Source organism: Paraburkholderia phymatum (genome assembly GCF_038900715.1).
In the GTDB taxonomy this organism is placed as follows: Bacteria; Pseudomonadota; Gammaproteobacteria; order Burkholderiales; family Burkholderiaceae; genus Paraburkholderia; species Paraburkholderia phymatum_A.
Window position 1 is genome coordinate 118,260 of sequence record NZ_JAYMRZ010000006.1, and the last position, 22,603, is coordinate 140,862.

Genomic DNA, 22,603 nt, shown 5'->3' on the forward strand with positions numbered 1-22,603 from the left:
ACGAAGCAGGCGTCGATGTTCTGCGTGCTGGACGTGTCGGGCCTTCGCAGGCCTGACGCGTGCATGCCGCTTTCACTTTGACGACGGCTTCAATGGATATCTTTGGCATTCCGCTACCGGCGATGCTCAGCCAGCTGCTGCTCGGACTCGTGAACGGTTCGTTCTACGCGATCCTGAGTCTGGGACTGGCCGTGATCTTCGGTCTTCTCAACGTGATCAACTTCGCACACGGCGCGTTGTTCATGCTGGGCGCGATGCTCACGTGGATGGGCCTGTCGTATTTCAGTCTGCCGTACTGGGTGATGCTCGTCCTTGCGCCGCTGATCGTCGGGCTGTTCGGCGTGTTGATCGAACGCTCGATGCTGCGCTGGCTGTACAAGCTCGATCACCTCTATGGCCTTCTGCTCACGTTCGGTCTCACACTGGTCGTCGAAGGCGTGTTCCGGTCGATCTACGGTTCGTCGGGTCAGCCGTACGACGTGCCTTCGCTGCTTGCAGGCGCGACCAATCTCGGCTTCATGTTCCTGCCGAACTATCGCGCGTGGGTCGTGTTCGCGTCGTTGGTCGTGTGTTTCGCAACGTGGTTCGTGATCGAGAAGACTAGCCTCGGCGCGTACCTTCGCGCGGGCACGGAGAACCCGAAGCTCGTCGAGGCATTCGGCGTGAACGTGCCGGTGATGGTCACGCTGACGTACGGCTTCGGCGTCGCGCTGGCCGCGTTTGCAGGCGTGCTCGCTGCACCCGTGATCCAGGTCTCGCCGCTGATGGGCCAGCCGATGATCATCACCGTGTTCGCTGTCGTCGTTATCGGCGGGATGGGCTCGATCATGGGCTCGATTCTCACGGGCCTGCTGCTCGGTGTGATCGAAGGGTTCACGCGCGTGTTCTATCCGGAAGCGTCGGCGACCGTGGTCTTCGTGATCATGGCGCTCGTGTTGCTCGTGCGTCCGGCGGGTCTCTTCGGCAAGGAAAAATGATGCAGAGAAAAGCGCTCTATGGTTTGCTGCTGATCGCGCTCATCGTCGCGCCGTTTGCCGGCGCATATCCCGTGTTCGTGATGAAGGTGCTGTGCTTTGCGCTGTTCGCGGCCGCGTTCAATCTTCTGATCGGCTATACGGGCCTGCTGTCGTTCGGCCACGCGATGTTCCTGGCGACGGCCGGCTACATCACCGGCTACACGATCCAGACGGTCGGCCTGTCACCCGAACTCGGCGTGATTGCGGGTACGGCGGCGGCGACGCTGCTGGGTTTGGTCGTCGGCCTGTTCGCGATTCGTCGTCAGGGCATTTACTTCGCGATGGTGACGCTTGCGCTCGCGCAGATGGTGTACTTCGTGTTCCTGCAAGCGCCGTTCACGCACGGCGAAGACGGCCTGCAAGGCGTGCCGCGCGGCAAGCTGTTCGGCGCGCTGAGCCTTTCGTCGGACCTGACGCTGTACTTCATCGTGCTCGTCGTGATGGTGCTGGCGTTTCTGCTGATCGTGCGCATCGTGCATTCACCGTTCGGGCAGGTGCTGATCGCGATCAAGGAGAACGAGCCGCGTGCGATCTCATTGGGCTACGACACCAATCGCTTCAAGCTGCTCGCGTTCGTTCTGTCGGCGGGTCTGGCGGGTCTTGCCGGCGCGCTGAAGGTGCTCGTGCTCGGCTTCGAAACGCTCGGCGACGCATACTGGACGATGTCAGGCCTCGTCGTGCTGATGACGCTGGTCGGTGGCATGGGCACGCTGTTCGGGCCGCTGCTGGGCGCCGCGCTGATCGTCGCGCTCGAAGACCGGCTCGGCGATATCGGCGGTGCAATTGCGTCGGTGACGGGCGTCGACTGGTTTCATTCGCTCGGCGAGTCCGCGACGATCGTGATGGGCATCATCTTCATTCTCTGCGTGTTGGCGTTCAGGCGCGGCATCGTCGGCGAGATCGTTCAGCGCTTCAAACCGCTCCGGGCCTGAGCGGTGACTGAAATTGATTCGGGGTCCAGATCAATCGCAAATCAATCGTATAACTCGGCTGATTTGCGCCGAAAACGAAGCGAAACTACAGGAACGCGCCCCAATTTTGTGCGGCACTGCACCACTAGGGTAAATGCTAGTTGCCCGTGTAACCGTCCCCGTTTAATCTTCACACAGTTCTGATGCACCGAATTTTGCAGGTGGAGAACGAGGAGACAATGAGGCACTCAGTGCCCATACAAAAGCGCTGTTGGATCTAGTCCAACAGCGCTTTTTACTTTCCGCATCCGAAATCGATCGCTTTAATAGCGCATGCTCGGCCCTCGCGCCGCATTGTAATTCTGGCGCCCTCGCACGCGTTCTCCGCAGCATTTCCCCCAAAGATTCAAAGCCTTCAAACCGCTTGCCGCGCGTAGTATGCGTCCGCTACACTCGCCATTCGCTGACCATCGGGTCGGCATTTCAACGTATTCGAATCAACTCGAACATCGGGGCATAGAGGAGCGGAATGAAGTCGGCATTGCGTTGGATCAGCGCGGCACTGGTCGCGGCAGGCGTGTGCGCAACGTACAGCGGCGCGGCATGGGCGGACGTGAAAATCGGCATGACAGTGTCGGCAACGGGGCCGGCGGCCTCGCTCGGCATTCCGGAGAAGAACACCAGCGCGTTGCTGCCGAAGGAAATCGCGGGCCAGAAGATCGACTACATCGTGCTCGACGATGCAACCGATTCGACGCAAGCCGTCAAGAACGCCCGCAAGCTCACCAGTGAAGATCATGTCGACGCGCTGATCGGCTCGACCGTCGTGCCGAACTCGCTGGCGATGATCGACATCGCGAACGAAACGCAAACGCCGATGATCTCGATGGCAGCGGCGGCGACGATCGTCGAACCGATGGATGCAAAGCGCTCGTGGGTCTTCAAGACCCCGCAAAACGACATCCTGATGGCGACGGCCATTGCGCAGCATATGGCGAATCACGGCGTGAAGACGGTGGCCTTCATCGGCTTCTCGGATGCGTATGGCGAGAGCTGGTTCAAGGAATTCGGCAAGGCCGCCGACCTCGCGAAGATCAAGGTCGTCGCGAATGAACGTTTCGCGCGCAACGATGCGTCGGTGACGGGCCAGGTGCTCAAGATGATGTCGCAGAACCCGGATGCCGTGCTGATCGCCGGCGCGGGCACACCGGCCGCGCTACCGGAAAAGACGCTGCGCGAGCGCGGCTACAAGGGCAAGTACTATCAGACGCATGGCGTCGCGAACAACGATTTCCTGCGCGTATGCGGCAAGGACTGTGAGGGCACGTATCTGCCTGCGGGTCCGCTGCTGGTCGCCGATCAATTGCCCGATTCGAATCCTGTGAAGAAGGCATCGCTCGCATACAAGCACGCTTATGAAAGCGCGAATGGCGCGGGTTCGATTTCGACTTTCGGTGGCCATGCGTGGGACGCCGGCCTGCTGCTGCAACGTGCGATTCCCGTCGCGTTGAAGAAGGGCCAGCCGGGCACGCCGCAATTCCGTGAAGCACTGCGTGCCGCGCTCGAAAGCACGAAGGACATGCCGGGCTCGCACGGCATCTTCAACATGAGCGCGAGCGATCACGCGGGTCTCGATCAGCGGGCGCGCGTGATGGTGCAAATCGTCGACGGCAAATGGAAGCTTGCTTCCGACTGAGCGAGGCGAATTAACGAATTCGAATTCATTCAAAAAGACGCGGGCAGTTGACGCGTCTTTTTTATTGCACGCGAGATGAATCGAATAAAGCAGTGCAGCTTCACTCTGATTGACAGGGGAGACAACTAAAGCGGTAAAGCCTGGCTTTGACGCAATTGCAACGAGCAGGGAAAACCATGCTTGGCAGGCTTATACCCGATAACTAGATTCAGTTACCCGGTTCTCGAACTGGATTACGACACGCATTTAAAGCGTTTGGAGACATGCAATGAAAACGACAAAGAAGTGGGTCCGTTCCGCGATTGCAATGGCGCTCGTTTGCGGCGCGACGGGAGCGATGGCGCAAGTGAAGATCGGCGTCACGCTGTCGACGACGGGACCGGCCGCATCGCTCGGCATACCGGAGAAGAACACGATTGCGTTGCTGCCGAAGGAGATCGCAGGCAAGAGCGTGCAATACATCGTGCTCGACGACGCATCGGATACGAGCCGCGCAGTGCAGAACACGCGCAAGCTGATCGACGAAGATCACGTCGATGCGATCATCGGCTCGACGGTGACGCCGAATTCGCTCGCGATGCTCGACCCGATCGCCGAAGGCAAGACGCCGATGATCTCGCTCGCGGCATCGGCTGCCATCATTTCGCCGATGGACGGGAAGCGCACATGGGCATTCAAGACGCCGCAAAACGATGGCTTGATGGCCGATGCAATCGCCGACTACATGGAAAAGCACGGCGTGAAGTCGGTTGCGTTCATCGGCTTCGCGGATGCGTATGGCGAGAACTGGTACACGGTGTTCAGCCAGGCAGCGAATGCACATCATCTGAAGCTCGTGGCAAACGAGCGCTATAACCGCACCGATGCGTCGGTGACGGGGCAGGTGCTGAAAATCGTTGCATCGAATGCGGATGCCGTGCTGATCGCGGGTTCGGGCACGCCGTCGGCACTGCCGGCGAAGGCGCTGAAAGAGCGCGGCTACAAGGGCAAGATCTATCAGACGCACGGCGTCGCGAACAACGACTTCCTGCGCGTGTGCGGCAAGGATTGCGAGGGCGAATTGCTGCCCGCAGGCCCGATTCTCGTCGCGGATCAGCTGCCCGATTCGAACCCGGTGAAGAAGTCGTCGGAAGCGTACAAGAATGCCTATGAGAAGGCGTATGGCGCGGGCTCCGTCGCGACGTTCGGCGGTCATGCGTGGGATGCGGGCCAGATGCTCCAGCGCGCGATTCCCGAAGCGCTGAAGAAGGGCCAGCCGGGCACGGAAGCATTCCGCGTAGCGCTGCGCGATGCGCTCGAGAACGTCAAGGATCTGCCACTCGCGCACGGCATCATGAACACGACCGCCACCGACCACAACGGTCTCGACAAGCGCGCACGCGTGATCGTCGAAATCTCCGATGGCAAGTGGAAACTTCAGAACGACTAAGAAGGCGCGCATCTCTCGCAACGCGTGGCAATGAGGCAGCACGACGTCTCTTAAGTCACGCGGCCATTTCTGGTCGATAACAATGGCAAGCTCTGCCGCGTCGTTTTCTCAGGCGCGGCAGTTGTTTTATGAACTGCGGCTTCGCTTCACGGTTAGTGAGTCGCTCAGCCGATTCTCTCTGTTTCTCAGTTTCGATTTCGACGTTCCAGGACGAGGAAGTATGGATCTATCAATTGCGGCGATCCTCGCGCAGGACGGCATCACGACGGGCGCGATCTACGCATTGCTCGCGCTCGCGTTGGTGCTGGTGTTTTCCGTGACGCGCGCCATTTTCATCCCGCAAGGGGAGTTCGTTTCGTACGGTGCGCTGACGCTCGCCGCGTTGCAGACGCAGAAGTTTCCGGCGACCTGCTGGCTGCTGATGGCGATGGGGCTTGCATGCTTCGTCGTCGAAGTGACGGGCATGGCGCGGCATGCAGAGCGGCGGCGTCACGCGGCGCGCACGCTCGTGACGTTGGTGGGCAAATATCTGCTGTTCCCTGTCGCCGTCTATGCGATCACGCGCGGCGCATTCATGCAGCCGTTGCCGATGATCGCGCAGATCGCATTGACGCTGCTGATCGTCGTGCCGATGGGGCCCTTCGTCTATCGCCTCGCCTACGAGCCCGTTGCCGAAGCGACGACGCTGCTGCTGCTGATCGTGTCGGTGGCCGTGCATTTCGCGATGGTCGGCCTCGGGCTCGTGATGTTCGGCGCGGAAGGCTCCCGCACCAACGCGTTCACAGATGCCACGTTCAACGTCGGCAGCATGTCGATCTCAGGGCAGAGCGTGTGGGTGGTCGGCGTGGCCGTCGTGCTGATCGGTGTGCTGTACGTGTACTTCGACCGCTCGATCTCGGGCAAGGCGCTGCGCGCGACGTCGGTGAACCGGCTCGGCGCGCGGCTCGTCGGCATCGGCACGACGCAGGCCGGGCGCCTCGCGTTCACGCTTGCGGCAGGCCTCGGCGTGCTGTGCGGGATTCTCGTCGCGCCGCTCACGACGATCTACTACGACTCGGGCTTCCTGATCGGTTTGAAGGGCTTTGTCGGGGCGATTATCGGCGGGCTCGTCAGTTATCCGCTGGCTGCGGCAGGTTCGATACTCGTCGGGTTGCTGGAGTCGTATTCGTCGTTCTGGGCCAGCTCGTACAAGGAAGTGATCGTGTTCACGCTGATCATTCCGGTGCTGCTCTGGCGGAGTCTCGCCAGCCCGCACGCGGAAGAAGAGGAGGAGTGACGCGATGAAACGCATCATGCAAAGCAAGTTCTTCTGGCTGTTCCTCGTGGTGATGTTCGCGTTGCCCGTGCTGCCGCAGCCGATCCGCGTGCCTGAGTACTGGGTGACGCTGCTGAACTACATCGGTTTGTATTCGATCGTCGCGATCGGTCTCGTGCTGCTGACGGGAATCGGCGGGATGACGAGCTTTGGGCAGGCGGCGTTCGTCGGCGTCGGCGCCTACACGACCGCGTATCTGACGACGCAGTTCGGCGTCTCGCCGTGGCTTGCGCTGATCGCCGGCGTCGTTCTGACGGCGTTGATCGCGCTGCTGCTCGGGGCCGTGACGATGCGGCTGTCGGGGCATTTTCTGCCGCTAGGGACGATCGCGTGGGGCCTCGCGCTGTTCTTCCTGTTCGGCAACATGGAGATGCTCGGCAAATACGACGGGATCAACGGAATTCCGGTGCTGAATGTGCTCGGCATCAACCTCGAATCCGGCCGGCATATCTACTACCTGATCTGGATCGTCGTGCTCGGCGCGGTCGTGTCCGTTCAGAATCTGCTTAATAGCCGTCCCGGGCGGGCGATCCGTGCGCTGCGTGGCGGCGGGCTGATGGCGGAGGCGATGGGCGTCAATACGGCGTGGATGCGGGTCGTGATCTTCGTCTATGCGGCGGTGCTGGCGGCAATCTCGGGCTTTCTGTACGCGCATTTGCAGCGCGCGGTGAACCCGACGCCGTTCGGTCTCAACCACGGCATCGAGTTTCTGTTCATGGCGGTGGTGGGCGGCGTCGCGCACGTCTGGGGCGCAGTGCTAGGCGCTGCCATTCTGACCGTGCTCCAGGATTACCTGCAGACGCTGCTGCCCAAGCTGCTCGGCGAGAACGGTAACTTCGAGATCATTGTCTTCGGCATTCTGATGGTGCTGCTGCTTCAGTACGCTCGCCGGGGCGTGTGGCCGTTCGTCGCGCGGATCTTTCCTCGCGGCCCGCACGCGCATGTGCCCGATCACGCGGATGCGTTGCCGCAGCGCAGCAAGCCGGCGACGGGCGAAGCGCTGCTCGTCGTCGACAAGGCGCGCAAGCAGTTCGGTGGTCTGGTCGCCGTGAACGATGTCAGCTTCGATGTGAAGGCGGGGCAGATCATCGGTCTGATCGGCCCGAATGGCGCGGGCAAGTCGACGACGTTCAATCTGGTCACGGGCGTGCTGCAAGCGACGAGCGGCGCGATCACGTTCCGCGGCGAACGTATCGACCGGCTGAATTCACGTGAAATCGTCAAGCGCGGCATCGGACGGACGTTTCAGCACGTGAAGCTGCTGCCGGGTATGACCGTGCTGGAGAATGTCGCAATCGGCGCGCACCTGCGCGGACATGCCGGCGTCTGGCGCAGCGTGGCGCGCCTGAACGCCGCAGAGGAGGCTCGTCTGATGGCGGAAGCCGCCCGGCAGATCCGTCGCGTCGGCCTGGAAGAGCATATGTACGACGAAGCGGGCAGTCTCGCCCTCGGCAAGCAGCGGATTCTGGAGATTGCACGTGCGCTTTGCTGCGACCCGACGCTTCTGTTGCTCGATGAGCCTGCGGCGGGCCTGCGTTACCAGGAAAAGCAACAACTGGCGACGTTGCTGCGCAAGCTGCGCGAGGAGGGCATGAGCGTGCTGCTCGTCGAGCACGATATGGACTTCGTGATGAATCTCACTGACCGACTGGTGGTGATGGAATTTGGGACGCGGATCGCGGAAGGACTTCCGCAGGATGTGCAGAACGATCCGGCCGTGCTGGAAGCCTATCTGGGCGGGGTGGAGTGATGGAGAATCAAACGACGAATCAAGCCGCGACGCAGCCGATTCTCGAAGTGGGCGGCCTGTCGGTCCGCTACGGGAAGGTCGAAGCGCTGCACAACGCGAGGATTGCGGTGCATCCCGGTCAGATCGTTACCGTGATCGGTCCGAACGGCGCGGGAAAGTCGACGCTGCTCAACGCGATCATGGGCGCGCTGCCGCTGACAGGGCACGCAAAGGGCGCAATCACTTATCACGGCGAAGACGTGAGCGCTGTGCCTGTCGAAAAACGCGTGGCGCGCGGCATGTGTCTCGTGCCGGAGAAGCGCGAGTTGTTCGCGACGATGACAGTCGAAGACAATCTCGTGCTTGGCGCGTATCGTCGCAAGCGCGCCGGCGATCGCAACTATCTGGATCAGCTTGAACCCGTGTTCGAGCTTTTCCCGCGCTTGAAGGAACGCCGCAAGCAGGCGGCGGGAACGCTGTCAGGCGGAGAGCGGCAGATGCTGGCGGTCGGTCGCGCGCTGATGGGTAAGCCAGACTTGTTGATGCTGGACGAGCCGAGTCTCGGCTTGGCGCCGCTGATTGTGAAGGAGATTTTCCACATCATCAGCGCGTTGCGACAGACTGGCGTCGCGACGCTTCTGATCGAGCAGAATGCACGCGCTGCACTGCAAATTTCGGACTACGGCTACGTACTGGAAACGGGCGAGCTGGCTCTGGAAGGCGAGGCCGAAGCGCTGGCGCAAAATCCGCGTGTGATCGAAACGTATCTGGGGCTTACGAAAAAGGTAGCGTAGCCGCAGGAATTTTTGGCAGTTTCGCTGTCAAACGAACGGCGTGTTTCACGTGAAACACGCCGTTTTTTATTCCTATGCCCATTGGACGAAATTCGTGTCAAAAGCGAACCCGCTATAATTTCGCCCATATATTTTTTTCTTGAAGGCTCACGGCGGGTCCGGCGTGAGATCTGCGATGCTTTATCCCACAGAGTTTGACGTAATCGTCGTCGGCGGCGGCCACGCCGGCACGGAAGCCGCTTTGGCGTCCGCACGCATGGGCAATAAGACGCTCCTGCTGACGCACAACATCGAGACGCTCGGTCAAATGAGCTGCAATCCGTCGATTGGCGGCATTGGAAAGGGCCATTTGGTGAAAGAGGTCGACGCGCTCGGCGGCGCGATGGCGGCAGCAACCGACGAAGGCGGCATCCAGTTCCGCATTCTCAACTCATCGAAAGGTCCGGCAGTCCGCGCTACTCGTGCGCAGGCTGACCGCGTGCTATACAAGGCGGCGATCCGTCGACGGCTCGAAAATCAGCCGAATCTTTGGCTTTTCCAGCAATCCGTCGATGATCTGATGGTCGAAGGCGATCGCGTCGTGGGCGCGGTGACGCAGGTTGGCGTCCGTTTCCGCTCGCGTGCGGTGGTTTTGACGGCCGGCACGTTTTTGGATGGGAAGATTCATGTCGGGCTCAATAACTACACGGGTGGACGGGCCGGCGATCCCGCTGCAGTGTCGCTCTCGGCGCGTCTGAAAGAGCTGAAGCTGCCACAAGGCCGCCTAAAGACGGGCACACCGCCGCGTATCGACGGCCGCACCATCGATTTTTCGAAGCTCGAAGAGCAGCCGGGCGATCTCGATCCGATTCCCGTTTTCTCGTTCCTCGGACGCGTCGAGCAGCACCCGCGCCAAGTGCCGTGCTGGGTCACGCATACGAACGCTCAGACTCACGACATCATTCGCAGTGGCTTGGACCGTTCGCCGATGTACACCGGCGTAATCGAAGGCGTTGGTCCGCGCTATTGTCCGTCGATTGAGGACAAGATTCATCGGTTTGCTTCCAAGGAATCGCACCAGATCTTCCTGGAGCCGGAAGGGCTGACTACGAATGAGTTTTACCCGAATGGCATCTCAACGAGCCTTCCGTTCGACGTCCAGCTCGAGCTCGTTCGCTCGATGGTCGGTCTCGAGCACGCGCACATCCTTCGTCCCGGCTATGCAATCGAATACGACTACTTCGATCCGCGCGGGCTGAAGGCGTCGCTGGAAACGAAAGTGATCAACGGCCTGTTCTTCGCCGGTCAGATCAACGGCACGACGGGCTATGAGGAAGCCGCCGCGCAAGGGCTGTTGGCGGGTATTAACGCTGGCTTGTACGTCCAGGGCAGGGAGGCGTGGACGCCGCGTCGCGATCAGGCTTATCTGGGCGTGCTGGTCGACGATCTGGTGACGCGCGGTGTTTCCGAGCCGTATCGGATGTTCACGAGCCGTGCGGAGTATCGCTTGAGCCTGCGTGAAGACAACGCGGACATGCGTCTGACGGAGATCGGGCGCGAACTGGGTGTCGTTGATGATGCCCGCTGGGACGCTTTCAGCCGCAAGCGCGACGCTGTTTCACGTGAAACAGAGCGGCTGCGGACAACGTGGGTCAACCCGAAGACGCTTTCGTCTGAGGAAGCGACTGCGCTGCTCGGCAAGCCGATTGACCATGAATACAGCCTCGCCGACCTTTTGCGTCGTCCGGGCGTCTCGTACGACGGCGTTTGCGGTCTGCGGGAAGGCACCTGCGGCCCGGTCGAGCCGCTTGCCGACGACGAAGTGCTGCTCGCGCAGATCAAGGAACAGATCGAGATCGGCGTGAAATATCAGGGCTACATCGAGCGGCAAGCAGGTGAGATCGAGCGAAACGAAGCACAGGAAAACACGCGATTGCCAGAGAACCTCGATTACGCCGAAGTCCGGGGGCTGTCGTTCGAAGTGCGTCAGAAGCTGATGCAGTTCCGTCCTGAAACGATTGGTCAGGCTTCGCGTATTTCGGGGGTTACACCGGCCGCCATTTCGCTGCTGATGGTCCATCTTAAGCGCGGTCTCGGCCGCCGCTCGCAAAAGCCCGCCGACGCTGGCACCGACAGCACGCCGGTGGCTCAATGACGGCGCGTTCCAATGCAGTGGCCGGCCGCGAGGCGCTCGCCGGCCTCCTGGAAGAAGGTGCGCGTGAGCTGGGCATCGACCTGGGCGCGGACCAGCACAGCAAACTGCTCGATTACGTCGCGCTCCTGGGAAAGTGGAACGCCGTCTACAACCTGACAGCAATCCGTGATCCGCGCCAGATGCTGATTCAGCACATCCTGGATTCGCTCTCTATCGTTCCGCATCTCGCCAGCGTTGGGCCGTCGTCGGTACTGGATGTCGGCTCGGGTGGCGGTTTGCCCGGCATCGTGCTGGCCATCGTCTTCCCCGATTGCTCTGTCACCGTCAACGATATCGTCCAGAAGAAATCGGCCTTCCAGTCGCAGGCAAAGGCGGAATTGGGCCTAGCGAATCTGTCGGTGGTTACGGGGCGGGTCGAAAGCCTGAGACCCGGCGGCGAAGTTCCGGGAAAATTTGATGTGATCGTCTCGCGCGCGTTCGCAGACCTCGCGGATTTCGTTACACTGGCCCGTCACCTCGTCGCGGATAACGGAGCCATCTGGGCGATGAAGGGCGTGCGACCCGATGGAGAAATCGAGGGCTTGCCTGAGGGCGCGCATGTCAAGCAGGTGATTCGTCTCAAAGTGCCATCGCTGGATGCCGAACGGCATCTGGTCGAAGTCGCAGTAGGCTGATGATCAGATCCAATCTCACTAAACAGGCTGCAAAGGGGCACTAAAAAGATGGCAAAAATCTTCTGCGTTGCGAACCAGAAGGGTGGAGTCGGCAAAACGACGACCGCGGTCAATCTCGCCGCGAGCCTCGCATCGCAGGGACAGCGGGTCCTGCTCATCGATCTCGATCCGCAAGGCAACGCCACCATGGGGAGCGGCGTCGACAAGGCCGCTTGCGAGAACACGGTTTACGAAGTGCTGGTCGACGGCGTGTCGGTCGCAGATGCGCGCGTGAAGTCGGAAGCCGTTTCGTACGACGTGCTGCCTGCCAATCGCGAACTGGCGGGCGCCGAAGTCGAGCTCGTCAGCATGGAAAATCGCGAGCGCCAGCTCAGAGAGGCGCTGGCGCATGTGGTGTCCGAGTACGACTTCGTTCTGATCGATTGCCCCCCGGCGCTGTCACTGTTGACGCTGAACGGCCTGTGTGCCGCGCACGGCGTCGTGATCCCGATGCAATGCGAATACTTCGCGCTCGAGGGCCTGTCAGATCTCGTCAATACGATCAAGCAGGTCCACGCGAACCTGAACCGTGATCTGAAGATAATCGGCTTGTTGCGCGTGATGTTCGATCCGCGCATCACGTTGCAGCAGCAGGTATCGGAACAACTGAAAGAGCACTTTGGCGACAAGGTGTTCGACGTCGTCATTCCGCGGAACGTACGACTTGCCGAGGCGCCGAGTTACGGCTTGCCGGGCGTCGTGTTCGACCGCGCGTCACGCGGCGCGCAGGCTTATGTGCAGTTCGGCGCGGAAATGATCGAACGGGTGCGTGCTCTATGACGCAGCGCCATCCATCCAAAGCGGATCGAGGAACCACGATGAACGCAGTAGCACGGAAAAAAGGTTTGGGCAGAGGGCTGGAGGCGTTGCTCGGCGGCAGCGCGGAGTTCACGGAGGCCGTCAAGATCAACGGCGCGCCGCACACACTGCCGCTCGACAAGATGCAAGCAGGCAAGTACCAGCCTCGCACACGAATGGACGAGGGCGCGTTGCAGGAACTGGCGGCGAGCATTCGCGCGCAGGGTTTGATGCAGCCGATTCTGGTGCGTCCGATCTCGCCTGAAAAATTCGAGATCATCGCAGGCGAGCGACGTTTTCGCGCGGCTCGCCTGGCCGGGCTGGACGAGGTGCCGGTGCTGGTCCGCGATGTGCCGGATCAGGCTGCGGCCGCGATGGCGCTCATCGAGAACATCCAGCGCGAAGACCTGAATCCGCTGGAAGAAGCGCAGGGCATTCAGCGTCTGCTCGACGAATTCGATTTCACGCACGAACAGGCGGCCGAATCGGTGGGGCGTTCGCGTAGCGCAGTGTCGAATCTGCTGCGCCTGCTGAATCTCGCGTCCCCCGTTCAGACGATGCTGCTCGCCGGCGATCTCGACATGGGGCACGCGCGCGCATTGCTTGCCGTCGATGCCGCCACGCAGATCACGCTCGCGAATCAGGTGATCAACAAGCGGATGTCGGTGCGCGAAACCGAAAAACTGGTCACGACGACAACGAAGGTCGCGCCCGCCGTAAAGGCCAAGGTCAATAACGACGGTGGCCGCGATACGCGCCGGCTCGAAGAGGAATTGTCGGATCTGCTCGCCGCGACGGTGAAGATCAAGCTCGGACGGCGCGGACGAGGGCAGGTGCTCGTCGACTTCGGCGATCTCGACGCACTCGAAGGTATTCTTGCCCGCTTGAGGGGCAGCGCGGCCGCTGCATAAAGATTCATCCGATGCCTGCTGCCGACCGAGCGCTGAAGCCTCGTCAAAATTTGTTGCGCGCGGTCATTCGCTATGCGGCGAAAGAGCCGGTGCTGACCGTGCTCGTCGCGGCATTGATCGCGCTGCAGATACTCCATCCGCGTCCATGGGCGTCGCTCCCTGCGCTCGTCGACTGGCAAACGGTGATGACCCTCGCGGGGCTTCTGGTTTTGACGAAGGCGGTCGAACATTCAGGATTCCTGATGTGGCTCGCGCATCGCGTCGTTCATCGTATCCGTTCGCAGCGTGCGCTGGCATTTCTGCTGATCGCGCTCGCCGCCGCTCTGTCGACGTTGCTCACGAACGATGTCGCGTTGTTCGTCGTCGTGCCGCTCGCGTTGTCGTTAAACGAGTTGACACCGTTGCCGCTGAAGCGGCTCGTGATCTTCATCGCGATCGCGGTGAATGCCGGCTCGGTTCTCACACCACTGGGCAATCCGCAGAATCTGTTCCTTTGGCAGACGAGCGGCGTTTCGTTCGCGGGATTCGTGCTGGCATTGGCGCCGTTGTGCGCGGCGCTGATGGCGATGCTGTATGCGCTGACGGCGCTCGCGTTCAAGCGCATCGACCTGGATCTGTCGAAAGACACAGAACCGCATCCTGTCGATCGTCCGCTGCTCGGCGTCGCCTTGCTTTTGTTCGCCGCGTTTGTGCTGCTTGCGGATGCGCATCGTCCAGGCATAGGACTGATCGGTGTCGGCGTCGGATTTATCTTCTGGCGGCCACGAATCGTCATGAAGATCGACTGGCTTCTGCTGCTGATTTTCGTGTTCATGTTCATCGTCTTGAGAAGCCTCGCAGCATTGCCTTGGGTACACGCAGCAGTCGGACAAATGCATCTGACGACACCCCTGCGAGCCTATGCCGCAAGTGCTGTACTGTCGCAGTTCATCAGCAATGTCCCAGCAGCGATCATGCTGGCTGAGTTCTCAAAGGATTGGCGCGCATTGGCGTTCGGAGCGAGTGTCGGTGGATTCGGATTTGCGATCGGTTCGCTGGCGAATCTGATTGCAATGAGGCTTTCAGGACAGCGCGGAATGTGGCTGCAGTTCCACCTGTTTTCGGTTCCGTTTTGGGTCGTGAGCGGGGTGGTCGGCGGGTGGCTTCTGTTGCATTTTTGACACTTGTGCGAGCGACCGAAATGCGCTCGCAACGTTGTGCTCGTAACACAATTCCAGCGGCATTTCCCGGTCTGTCGCGACCGCCTTACATTTGAAGTCCGACCGCATGAAAATGGGCGTTTTCCCGCATCATGAAGCGCCATCTCATGCCTGTTATTGGCCGGGCTAAAGTCTTGAATTGCCTGCAACTATCGCTTACAATCGCCCGGATTTATTTGCTAGGCAACCCCGTAAGCGGTGCGAAAGCTCGCGGGCTAAACAGGACTTTGCGGAACACTGCGATGGCGGTCAAAGCGTCGAACCAAACGCCGCAACAACGGCACGACGAACACCGCGAAGATCGCACAGGTTCGCAAGCGTCCGGCGGTCACAGCGCAACGCATGACGACGCGTGGGATGCCGAGCAGCAAGATAACAATATCGTTCCGCTCACACGGGCCGAGGCCGAAAAACTGTTTGGTCCGAACGTGAGTCGTCCATCGCGCGTCACACCGTTCAAGGTCGTGATTGCGCAAATGGTTTTGTCCCTGGGTGCGACGCTGTTGTGGTGGCTGTTCTACAAGCCGCCGGGCGATGCTGCGCTGTCAGCCTTCCTGGGAGGAGCGATTTGCTGGGTGCCGAGCGCATTGTTCGCGGCACGTCTTAAGAAGTTGAGTGGCGCCGAAACGGTGATGAGCTGGATGATCGGTGAAGCACTCAAGATGGGGACAACGATTGCGATGTTCATTGCCATCGCATTCTGGTATCACGATGTACGGTGGATTCCGCTGCTCGTGACCTACCTGATCGCTCTCAAGACGTACTGGATCGCGCTCGCCTGGCGCTGAAGCAAACGAGACACTGGCTGACGCACGGCGTCAGCAACGAGGCGCGCGGGTTCGACAAAGGCCCGCGCTGGCGTGTTCCCGCAAGACAGAATTGCGGCGGGAGCGGCCCGGAAAGATTTTCGACAATTTGGGTGGCATTAACGATATGGCAGCTAGCGAAGGAACGCGCGCTCTGGATCCGTCCGAGTACATTGCGCACCACTTGCAGAATTTTTCCACCGCTCATCAGACGTCGGTCTTCGATCTTCACGTCTGGAATATCGATACGCTTTTCTGGTCGATCGTGTGCGGTCTCGTCACCATCCTCGTGCTGCGTCTCGCTGCGCGCAAGGCAACGTCCGGCGTTCCGGGCCGTTTCCAGTGTGCTGTCGAAATGCTCGTCGAAATGGTCGAGGATCAATCGAAATCAATTATCCACGGCAACCGTACGTTCATTGCACCGCTCGCTCTGACCGTGTTCGTCTGGGTCGCGCTGATGAATTCGCTCGACTTCCTTCCCGTTGATCTGCCTGGTCGTGTGATCGGCTGGCTCGGCCTATCCGATATCATCTCGCACCACCGGATCGTGCCGACCGCCGACCTGAACGGCACGTTTGGCATCGCGCTCGGTGTGTTCGTGCTGATGATCTATTACAACGTCAAGATCAAGGGCGCGGGTGGTTTCGTGCACGAATTGCTGTCCGCTCCGTTCGGCGCGCATCCGCTGCTGTGGATCCCGAACCTTGCACTGAACATTATCGAGTTCGTCGCGAAGACGGTTTCGCTCGCGCTGCGGCTGTTCGGCAACATGTATGCGGGCGAACTGCTGTTCCTGCTGATTGCCCTGCTCGGCAGCCTCTGGACCTTCGGCGCGGACACGACGTTGCTTGGCTTCATTGGCCATGTGATCGCAGGCAGCGTGTGGGCGGTCTTCCACATCCTGATCGTGCTTCTGCAGGCGTTCATTTTTATGATGCTGACGCTGGTGTACATCGGCCAGGCACACGACAAGCACTAACACGGCGAGTCGAACCTCTATCTGCTTTAGTTTTTTCTTAAATCCCAGTTCCAAAAAGACTTTTCACAAAGGAGTGATCATGCAAGCTTTCATCGCCAACATCCAGGGTCTGACCGCCATCGGTATCGGCATCATCATCGGCCTGGGTGCAATCGGCGCCTGTATCGGTATCGGCCTGATGGGCGGCAAGTACATCGAGGCATGCGCTCGCCAGCCGGAACTGATGAACCCGCTGCAAACCAAGATGTTCCTGCTTGCTGGTCTGATCGATGCGGCGTTCCTGATCGGCGTCGGTGTGGCAATGCTGTTTGCGTTCGCGAACCCGCTGCTGTCGAAGCTGGCAGGCTGAGGTTCCTCGGAAGTGTGCGCCTGATCTATAACTGATAAGGCGCAAAGCGGAACGGGCACTAAGGCGCTGATCGAGCACTGAATCGATGAGCGCCTTGCCGTTTCCCCCTCCGATCAAGCAACGTTTAAGGAAACACCGTGAATCTCAACGCAACCCTGTTTGCGCAAATGGTCGTGTTCCTGATCCTCGCGTGGTTCACGATGAAGTTCGTGTGGCCGCCGCTGATCAACGCCCTCGACGAGCGCTCGAAGAAGATCGCCGATGGCCTGTCGGCCGCTGAAAAGGGCAAGTTGGAACTCGAAGCCGCGCACAAGCGCGTCGACCAGGAACTCGCTCAGGCACGCAACGACGGCCAGCAACGTATCGCTGACGCCGAAAAGCGCGCAGTCGCGGTCGCCGACGAAATCAAGGCACAGGCGCAAGCTGAAGCAACGCGCATCATCGCTCAGGCGAAAGCCGACGCGGAACAGCAGGTCGTGAAGGCGCGTGAAGCGCTGCGTGGTGAAGTCGCCGCGCTCGCCGTGAAGGGTGCCGAACAGATCCTGAAGCGCGAAGTCAACCAGGCGGCCCACGCCGACCTGCTGAATCAACTCAAAGCCGAGCTCTGATCATGGCCGAACTTGCAACCATCGCCCGTCCGTACGCAGAAGCGCTGTTTGGCGTGGCCGAAGCTGGTGACATCGCCGCCTGGTCCACGCTCGTGCAGGAGCTGGCACAGGTTGCGCGTCTGCCCGATGTGCTGTCGATTGCCTCGAGCCCGAAAGTCAGCCGTGCGCAGATCAGCGATCTGCTGCTCACCGCGCTGAAATCGCCGCTCAAGGACAATGCGCAGGCGAAGAATCTGGTCCAGATGCTGGTTGACAATCACCGTCTGCCGCTCTTGCCCGAAATCGCCACGCAGTTCGAAGAGTTGAAGAACGCCCGCGAAGGTGCGGCCGATGTGCTGATCGTCAGCGCATTCCCCCTCGAAGGTGCGCAGCTGGACGACGTCGTCGCGAGCCTCGAACGCAAATTCAAACGCAAGCTGAAGCCGACGGTTCAAGTGGACCCGTCGCTGATCGGCGGCGTTCGCGCGACGGTCGGCGACGAAGTGCTCGATACCTCGGTCCGCGCGCGGCTCGCCAGCATGCAGACGGCTCTGACCGCCTGAAGCCCTCACGTGGTTGTGGCGGCTGGCACGCAACAGAATTGACTATCAGGAGCGAATAATGCAACTCAATCCCTCTGAGATCAGCGAGCTGATCAAGAGCCGGATCCAGGGCCTTGAAGCGAGCGCAGACGTTCGCAACCAGGGCACCGTGATCTCCGTGACCGACGGTATCGTGCGTATCCACGGCCTGTCGGAAGTGATGCAGGGCGAAATGCTCGAATTCCCGGGCAACACGTTCGGTCTCGCGCTGAACCTCGAGCGCGACTCGGTCGGCGCGGTGATTCTGGGTGAATACGAACACATCTCGGAAGGCGACATCGTCAAGACGACGGGTCGCATTCTCGAAGTGCCGGTGGGTCCGGAGCTGATCGGCCGCGTGGTCGACGCACTGGGCAACCCGATCGACGGCAAGGGCCCGATCAACGCGAAGATGACCGACGCAATCGAAAAGATTGCTCCGGGCGTGATCTGGCGTAAGTCGGTGTCGCAGCCGGTGCAAACCGGTCTGAAGTCGATCGACTCGATGGTGCCGATCGGCCGCGGCCAGCGTGAGCTGATCATTGGCGACCGCCAGTGCGGCAAGACGGCTGTCGCTGTCGACTCGATCATCAACCAGAAGGGCAAGGACCTGATCTGTATCTACGTCGCGATCGGCCAGAAGGCTTCGTCGATCATGAACGTGGTTCGTAAGCTCGAAGAAACGGGCGCGATGGAATACACGATCGTCGTCGCCGCTTCGGCTTCGGAATCGGCCGCGATGCAGTACCTGGCGCCGTACGCCGGCTGCACGATGGGCGAATACTTCCGCGACCGCGGCCAGGACGCGCTGATCGTCTACGACGACTTGACCAAGCAGGCTTGGGCATATCGTCAGATCTCGCTGCTGCTGCGCCGTCCGCCGGGCCGTGAAGCTTACCCGGGCGACGTGTTCTATCTGCACTCGCGTCTGCTGGAGCGTGCTGCTCGCGTCTCGGAAGAGTACGTCGAGAAGTTCACGAACGGCGAAGTGAAGGGCAAGAGCGGCTCGCTGACGGCACTGCCCGTCATCGAAACGCAGGCAGGCGACGTGACGGCATTCGTTCCGACGAACGTGATCTCGATTACCGACGGCCAGATCTTCCTGGAAACCGACCTCTTCAACGCAGGTATCCGCCCGGCTATTAACGCTGGCGTGTCGGTGTCGCGCGTCGGTGGTGCGGCTCAGACGAAGGTCGTGAAGAAGCTGTCGGGCGGTATCCGTACCGACCTCGCACAGTACCGTGAACTGGCAGCGTTCGCGCAGTTCGCATCGGACCTCGACGAAGCAACCCGCAAGCAGCTGGAGCGCGGCCGCCGCGTGACGGAACTGCTGAAGCAGCCGCAATACCAGCCGCTGCAAGTGTGGGAGCTGTCGGTGTCGCTGTTCGCAGCGAACAACGGCTACCTCGACGATCTGGAAGTTTCGCAAGTGCTGCCTTTCGAAAAGGGCCTGCGCGAATTCCTGAAGTCGAAGCATGCTGACCTGGTCAAGCGCATCGAAGACAACAAGGACTTGTCGAAGGACGACGAGGGCGCGCTGCACGCCGCACTCAAGGACTTCAAGAAGTCGGGCGCTTATTGATCCGCGAGTGATCCGCAAGGCATAAACGGACCTTGAAGCAGCGCGCGGTGCATGTAAATGCGTCCGCGCTGTTTCGATCAAGGAGCAAGCAATGGCTGGAATGAAGGAAATTCGCGGCAAGATCAAGAGCGTGCAAAACACGCGCAAGATCACGAAAGCGATGGAGATGGTGGCCGCATCCAAGATGCGCCGCGCTCAGGAGCGCATGCGCTCTGCTCGCCCGTACGCCGACAAGGTCCGCGATATCGCTGCGCACATGAGCAGTGCGAGCCCGGAATATCGTCATCCGTTCATGGTGACGAACGATGGCGCGAAGTCGGTAGGCTTCATCCTTGTCACGACAGACAAGGGTCTGTGCGGCGGTATGAACACGAACGTGCTGCGCGCTTCGCTCCAGAAGTTCAAGGAGCTGGAAGGTCAGGGCAAGACGCTCGAAGCGACGGCAATCGGCGGCAAGGGTCTGGGTTTTCTGAACCGCTTGCGCGCGAAGGTCGTGTCGAACGTCGTGCAACTGGGCGATACGCCGCACCTGGAAAAGCTGATCGGCGCTGTGAAGGTTCAGCTCGACATGTACTCGGAAGGCAAGCTCTCGGCTGTGTACCTCGCGTACACGCGCTTCGTCAACACGATGAAGCAGGAGCCCGTGATCGAGCAACTGCTGCCGCTGTCGGCGGAACAGTTCGAGCGCAAGGACGAGAAGGGTAGCCCGACGCCGAGTACGTCGTGGGACTACATCTACGAGCCGGACGCGCAAACCGTCGTCGACGAACTGCTGGTGCGTTATGTCGAAGCGCTGGTCTATCAGGCCGTCGCGGAAAACATGGCGTCGGAACAGTCGGCACGGATGGTCGCAATGAAGGCCGCTTCGGACAACGCGAAGACGGTCATCAACGAACTGCAGCTCTCGTACAACAAGAGCCGTCAGGCAGCGATCACGAAGGAACTGTCGGAAATCGTCGGTGGCGCCGCGGCAGTCTGACGCTGACGTCGACACGCGGGAGCGCCATCTGGCGAGTCCACCGAAACTGCGCCGTTGCGCGAGTGAAGAATTGAGTATCTAAAGGAAAAGCGATGAGTACTACTGCTTTGGTAGAAGGCAAGATCGTACAGTGCATCGGCGCGGTGATCGACGTGGAATTCCCGCGTGAACACATGCCGAAGGTTTACGACGCGCTCATTCTCGAAGGTTCGGAACTGACGCTCGAAGTCCAGCAGCAGCTGGGCGACGGCGTTGTCCGCACCATCTGTCTGGGTTCGTCGGATGGCCTGCGCCGCGGCGTCATGGTGAAGAACACCGCAAAGCCGATCAGCGTGCCCGTTGGCAAGCCGACGCTGGGCCGCATCATGGACGTGCTTGGCCGTCCGATCGACGAAGCGGGCCCGATCTCGAGCGAGACGACGCGTTCGATCCACCAGAAGGCGCCGGCGTTCGACGAACTGTCGCCGTCGACGGAACTGCTCGAAACGGGTATCAAGGTTATCGACCTGATCTGCCCGTTCGCGAAGGGCGGTAAGGTGGGCCTGTTCGGCGGTGCTGGCGTGGGCAAGACCGTCAACATGATGGAGCTCATCAACAACATCGCGAAGGAGCACGGCGGTTACTCCGTGTTCGCGGGCGTGGGCGAGCGTACCCGTGAAGGGAACGACTTCTACCACGAAATGAAGGACTCGAACGTTCTCGATAAGGTCGCGCTGGTGTACGGCCAGATGAACGAGCCGCCGGGCAACCGTCTGCGCGTTGCGCTGACGGGCCTGACGATGGCCGAGCACTTCCGTGACGAAGGCCTCGACGTGCTGTTCTTCGTTGACAACATCTACCGTTTCACGCTGGCCGGTACGGAAGTGTCGGCGCTGCTGGGCCGTATGCCGTCGGCAGTGGGCTATCAGCCGACGCTGGCGGAAGAAATGGGTAAGCTGCAAGAGCGTATTACGTCGACCAAGACGGGCTCGATTACGTCGGTTCAGGCCGTGTACGTCCCTGCTGACGACTTGACGGACCCGTCGCCGGCAACGACCTTCGGCCACCTCGACGCAACCGTCGTGCTGTCGCGTGACATCGCTTCGCTGGGTATCTACCCGGCAGTGGACCCGCTCGATTCGACCTCGCGTCAGATCGACCCGCACGTGATCGGCGAAGAGCACTACAACATCACGCGTGGTGTTCAGCAGACGCTGCAGCGCTACAAGGAACTGCGCGACATTATCGCGATTCTGGGCATGGACGAACTGTCGCCGGAAGACAAGCTGTCGGTCGCGCGCGCTCGTAAGATCCAGCGTTTCCTTTCGCAGCCGTTCCACGTTGCTGAAGTGTTCACGGGCTCGCCGGGCAAGTATGTGCCGCTGAAGGAAACGATCCGTGGCTTCAAGATGATCGTCGACGGTGAGTGCGATCACCTGCCGGAGCAGGCGTTCTACATGGTCGGCACGATCGACGAAGCCTTCGAAAAGGCCAAGAAGATCCAGTAAAGGCTGGGTGGGTGTATCGAAGCGGGCGCCGGCTCGCGCGCGCTGGCTGTCGCAAGACGGCCGGCGCACAAGCCCGGCGCCTCGTCCTACGCTCAACCAGCGTTGCATGGGACGAGAGTAAGCGCCAAAGCGCTAACACTCGTCGACAGGAGTCGACATAAATGGCAACCATCAAGGTAGACGTCGTCAGCGCGGAAGAGGAAATCTTCTCGGGCCAGGCAAAGTTCGTTGCGCTCCCGGGCGAAGCGGGCGAACTCGGCATTCTGCCGGGTCACACGCCGCTCATCACGCGGATTCGTCCGGGTGCGGTGCGTATCGAAGCTGAAAACGGCGAAGAAGAGTTTGTGTTCGTCGCTGGCGGTATTCTCGAAGTCCAACCGGGCGCAGTGACGGTTCTGGCCGACACGGCGATCCGCGGCAAGGATCTTGACGAAGCGAAGGCCGAGCAGGCTCGCAAGCGCGCGGAAGAAGCGCTGCAGAACACCGGCTCGAACCTCGAATATGCGACCGCGCAGGCGGAACTCGCGTATGCGACGGCACAGCTGGCCGCGATCCAGCGTCTGCGCAAGCTGCGCGGACAGCATTAAGCAGCATCGTTCGAAAAGCAG

The 22,603-nt window shown here is 60.6% G+C and carries 21 protein-coding genes; all 21 read left to right on the forward strand.

The window, feature by feature from the left end; all coding sequences use genetic code 11:
* The first annotated feature begins 92 nt into the window (after window positions 1–92).
* The 21 genes from VSR68_RS13620 to VSR68_RS13720 all read left to right on the forward strand — a co-directional run bounded on the left by VSR68_RS13620 (window position 93) and on the right by VSR68_RS13720 (window position 22,582).
* Window positions 93–977: a branched-chain amino acid ABC transporter permease gene (locus VSR68_RS13620; RefSeq protein ID WP_342940349.1), complete on the forward strand. Its 885-nt coding sequence runs from the start codon at window positions 93–95 to the stop codon at window positions 975–977.
* Entirely contained in the window at window positions 977–1,948 is a 972-nt protein-coding gene (locus VSR68_RS13625; protein WP_342940525.1) for a branched-chain amino acid ABC transporter permease, read from the forward strand. Before VSR68_RS13620 ends, VSR68_RS13625 begins: the two co-directional genes overlap by 1 nt.
* Before the next feature lie 508 nt (window positions 1,949–2,456).
* Window positions 2,457–3,623, forward strand: a complete 1,167-nt coding sequence (locus VSR68_RS13630) for an ABC transporter substrate-binding protein (protein WP_342940350.1) — start codon at window positions 2,457–2,459, stop codon at window positions 3,621–3,623.
* A gap of 268 nt (window positions 3,624–3,891) precedes the next feature.
* On the forward strand, window positions 3,892–5,052 hold the full coding sequence (locus VSR68_RS13635; RefSeq protein WP_342940351.1) for an ABC transporter substrate-binding protein: 1,161 nt from the start codon (window positions 3,892–3,894) through the stop codon (window positions 5,050–5,052).
* 220 nt (window positions 5,053–5,272) lie between these two features.
* Entirely contained in the window at window positions 5,273–6,328 is a 1,056-nt protein-coding gene (locus VSR68_RS13640) for a branched-chain amino acid ABC transporter permease (RefSeq protein WP_342940352.1), read from the forward strand.
* 4 nt (window positions 6,329–6,332) lie between these two features.
* Window positions 6,333–8,117 (forward strand): branched-chain amino acid ABC transporter ATP-binding protein/permease, encoded by a 1,785-nt coding sequence (locus VSR68_RS13645; RefSeq protein ID WP_342940353.1) that lies wholly within the window; start codon window positions 6,333–6,335, stop codon window positions 8,115–8,117.
* Window positions 8,117–8,890, forward strand: a complete 774-nt coding sequence (locus VSR68_RS13650) for an ABC transporter ATP-binding protein (RefSeq protein ID WP_342940354.1) — start codon at window positions 8,117–8,119, stop codon at window positions 8,888–8,890. The genes VSR68_RS13645 and VSR68_RS13650 overlap by 1 nt, the downstream gene beginning before the upstream one ends.
* Before the next feature lie 175 nt (window positions 8,891–9,065).
* Window positions 9,066–11,024, forward strand: a complete 1,959-nt coding sequence (gene mnmG / locus VSR68_RS13655) for a tRNA uridine-5-carboxymethylaminomethyl(34) synthesis enzyme MnmG (RefSeq protein ID WP_342940355.1) — start codon at window positions 9,066–9,068, stop codon at window positions 11,022–11,024.
* Window positions 11,021–11,698: a 16S rRNA (guanine(527)-N(7))-methyltransferase RsmG gene (rsmG, locus tag VSR68_RS13660; RefSeq protein ID WP_342940356.1), complete on the forward strand. Its 678-nt coding sequence runs from the start codon at window positions 11,021–11,023 to the stop codon at window positions 11,696–11,698. The genes mnmG and rsmG overlap by 4 nt, the downstream gene beginning before the upstream one ends.
* Window positions 11,699–11,746: 48 nt before the next feature.
* Complete coding sequence (locus VSR68_RS13665) at window positions 11,747–12,517, forward strand: ParA family protein (protein ID WP_342940357.1); 771 nt, start codon at window positions 11,747–11,749, stop codon at window positions 12,515–12,517.
* Window positions 12,518–12,555: 38 nt separating this feature from the next.
* A complete protein-coding gene (locus VSR68_RS13670) occupies window positions 12,556–13,446 on the forward strand; it encodes a ParB/RepB/Spo0J family partition protein (RefSeq protein WP_342940358.1) in 891 nt (296 codons plus the stop codon).
* An 11-nt stretch (window positions 13,447–13,457) separates the two neighbouring features.
* Window positions 13,458–14,606, forward strand: a complete 1,149-nt coding sequence (locus tag VSR68_RS13675; protein ID WP_342940359.1) for a sodium:proton antiporter — start codon at window positions 13,458–13,460, stop codon at window positions 14,604–14,606.
* A 281-nt stretch (window positions 14,607–14,887) separates the two neighbouring features.
* A complete protein-coding gene (locus tag VSR68_RS13680; protein ID WP_342935330.1) occupies window positions 14,888–15,433 on the forward strand; it encodes an ATP synthase subunit I in 546 nt (181 codons plus the stop codon).
* Between the two features lie 145 nt (window positions 15,434–15,578).
* Entirely contained in the window at window positions 15,579–16,430 is an 852-nt protein-coding gene (gene atpB / locus VSR68_RS13685; protein ID WP_342940360.1) for a F0F1 ATP synthase subunit A, read from the forward strand.
* A gap of 79 nt (window positions 16,431–16,509) precedes the next feature.
* The gene (gene atpE, locus VSR68_RS13690) at window positions 16,510–16,779 is read left to right on the forward strand and encodes a F0F1 ATP synthase subunit C (protein ID WP_007180033.1); all 270 of its coding nucleotides are present in this window, start codon (window positions 16,510–16,512) and stop codon (window positions 16,777–16,779) included.
* Window positions 16,780–16,916: 137 nt separating this feature from the next.
* Window positions 16,917–17,387 carry a F0F1 ATP synthase subunit B gene (locus tag VSR68_RS13695; protein WP_342940361.1) on the forward strand — a complete coding sequence of 157 codons (471 nt, stop codon included), beginning with the start codon at window positions 16,917–16,919 and terminating at the stop codon, window positions 17,385–17,387.
* A 2-nt stretch (window positions 17,388–17,389) separates the two neighbouring features.
* Window positions 17,390–17,929, forward strand: coding sequence for a F0F1 ATP synthase subunit delta (locus VSR68_RS13700; RefSeq protein ID WP_342940362.1), 540 nt, complete (start codon window positions 17,390–17,392; stop codon window positions 17,927–17,929).
* Window positions 17,930–17,987: 58 nt separating this feature from the next.
* The gene (atpA, locus tag VSR68_RS13705) at window positions 17,988–19,529 is read left to right on the forward strand and encodes a F0F1 ATP synthase subunit alpha (protein WP_090870614.1); all 1,542 of its coding nucleotides are present in this window, start codon (window positions 17,988–17,990) and stop codon (window positions 19,527–19,529) included.
* Between the two features lie 91 nt (window positions 19,530–19,620).
* Window positions 19,621–20,508, forward strand: coding sequence for a F0F1 ATP synthase subunit gamma (gene atpG, locus VSR68_RS13710; protein ID WP_342940363.1), 888 nt, complete (start codon window positions 19,621–19,623; stop codon window positions 20,506–20,508).
* Between the two features lie 92 nt (window positions 20,509–20,600).
* On the forward strand, window positions 20,601–21,995 hold the full coding sequence (gene atpD / locus VSR68_RS13715) for a F0F1 ATP synthase subunit beta (RefSeq protein WP_090870610.1): 1,395 nt from the start codon (window positions 20,601–20,603) through the stop codon (window positions 21,993–21,995).
* A gap of 161 nt (window positions 21,996–22,156) precedes the next feature.
* Window positions 22,157–22,582 carry a F0F1 ATP synthase subunit epsilon gene (locus VSR68_RS13720; protein ID WP_075155344.1) on the forward strand — a complete coding sequence of 142 codons (426 nt, stop codon included), beginning with the start codon at window positions 22,157–22,159 and terminating at the stop codon, window positions 22,580–22,582.
* Window positions 22,583–22,603 lie beyond the last annotated feature (21 nt).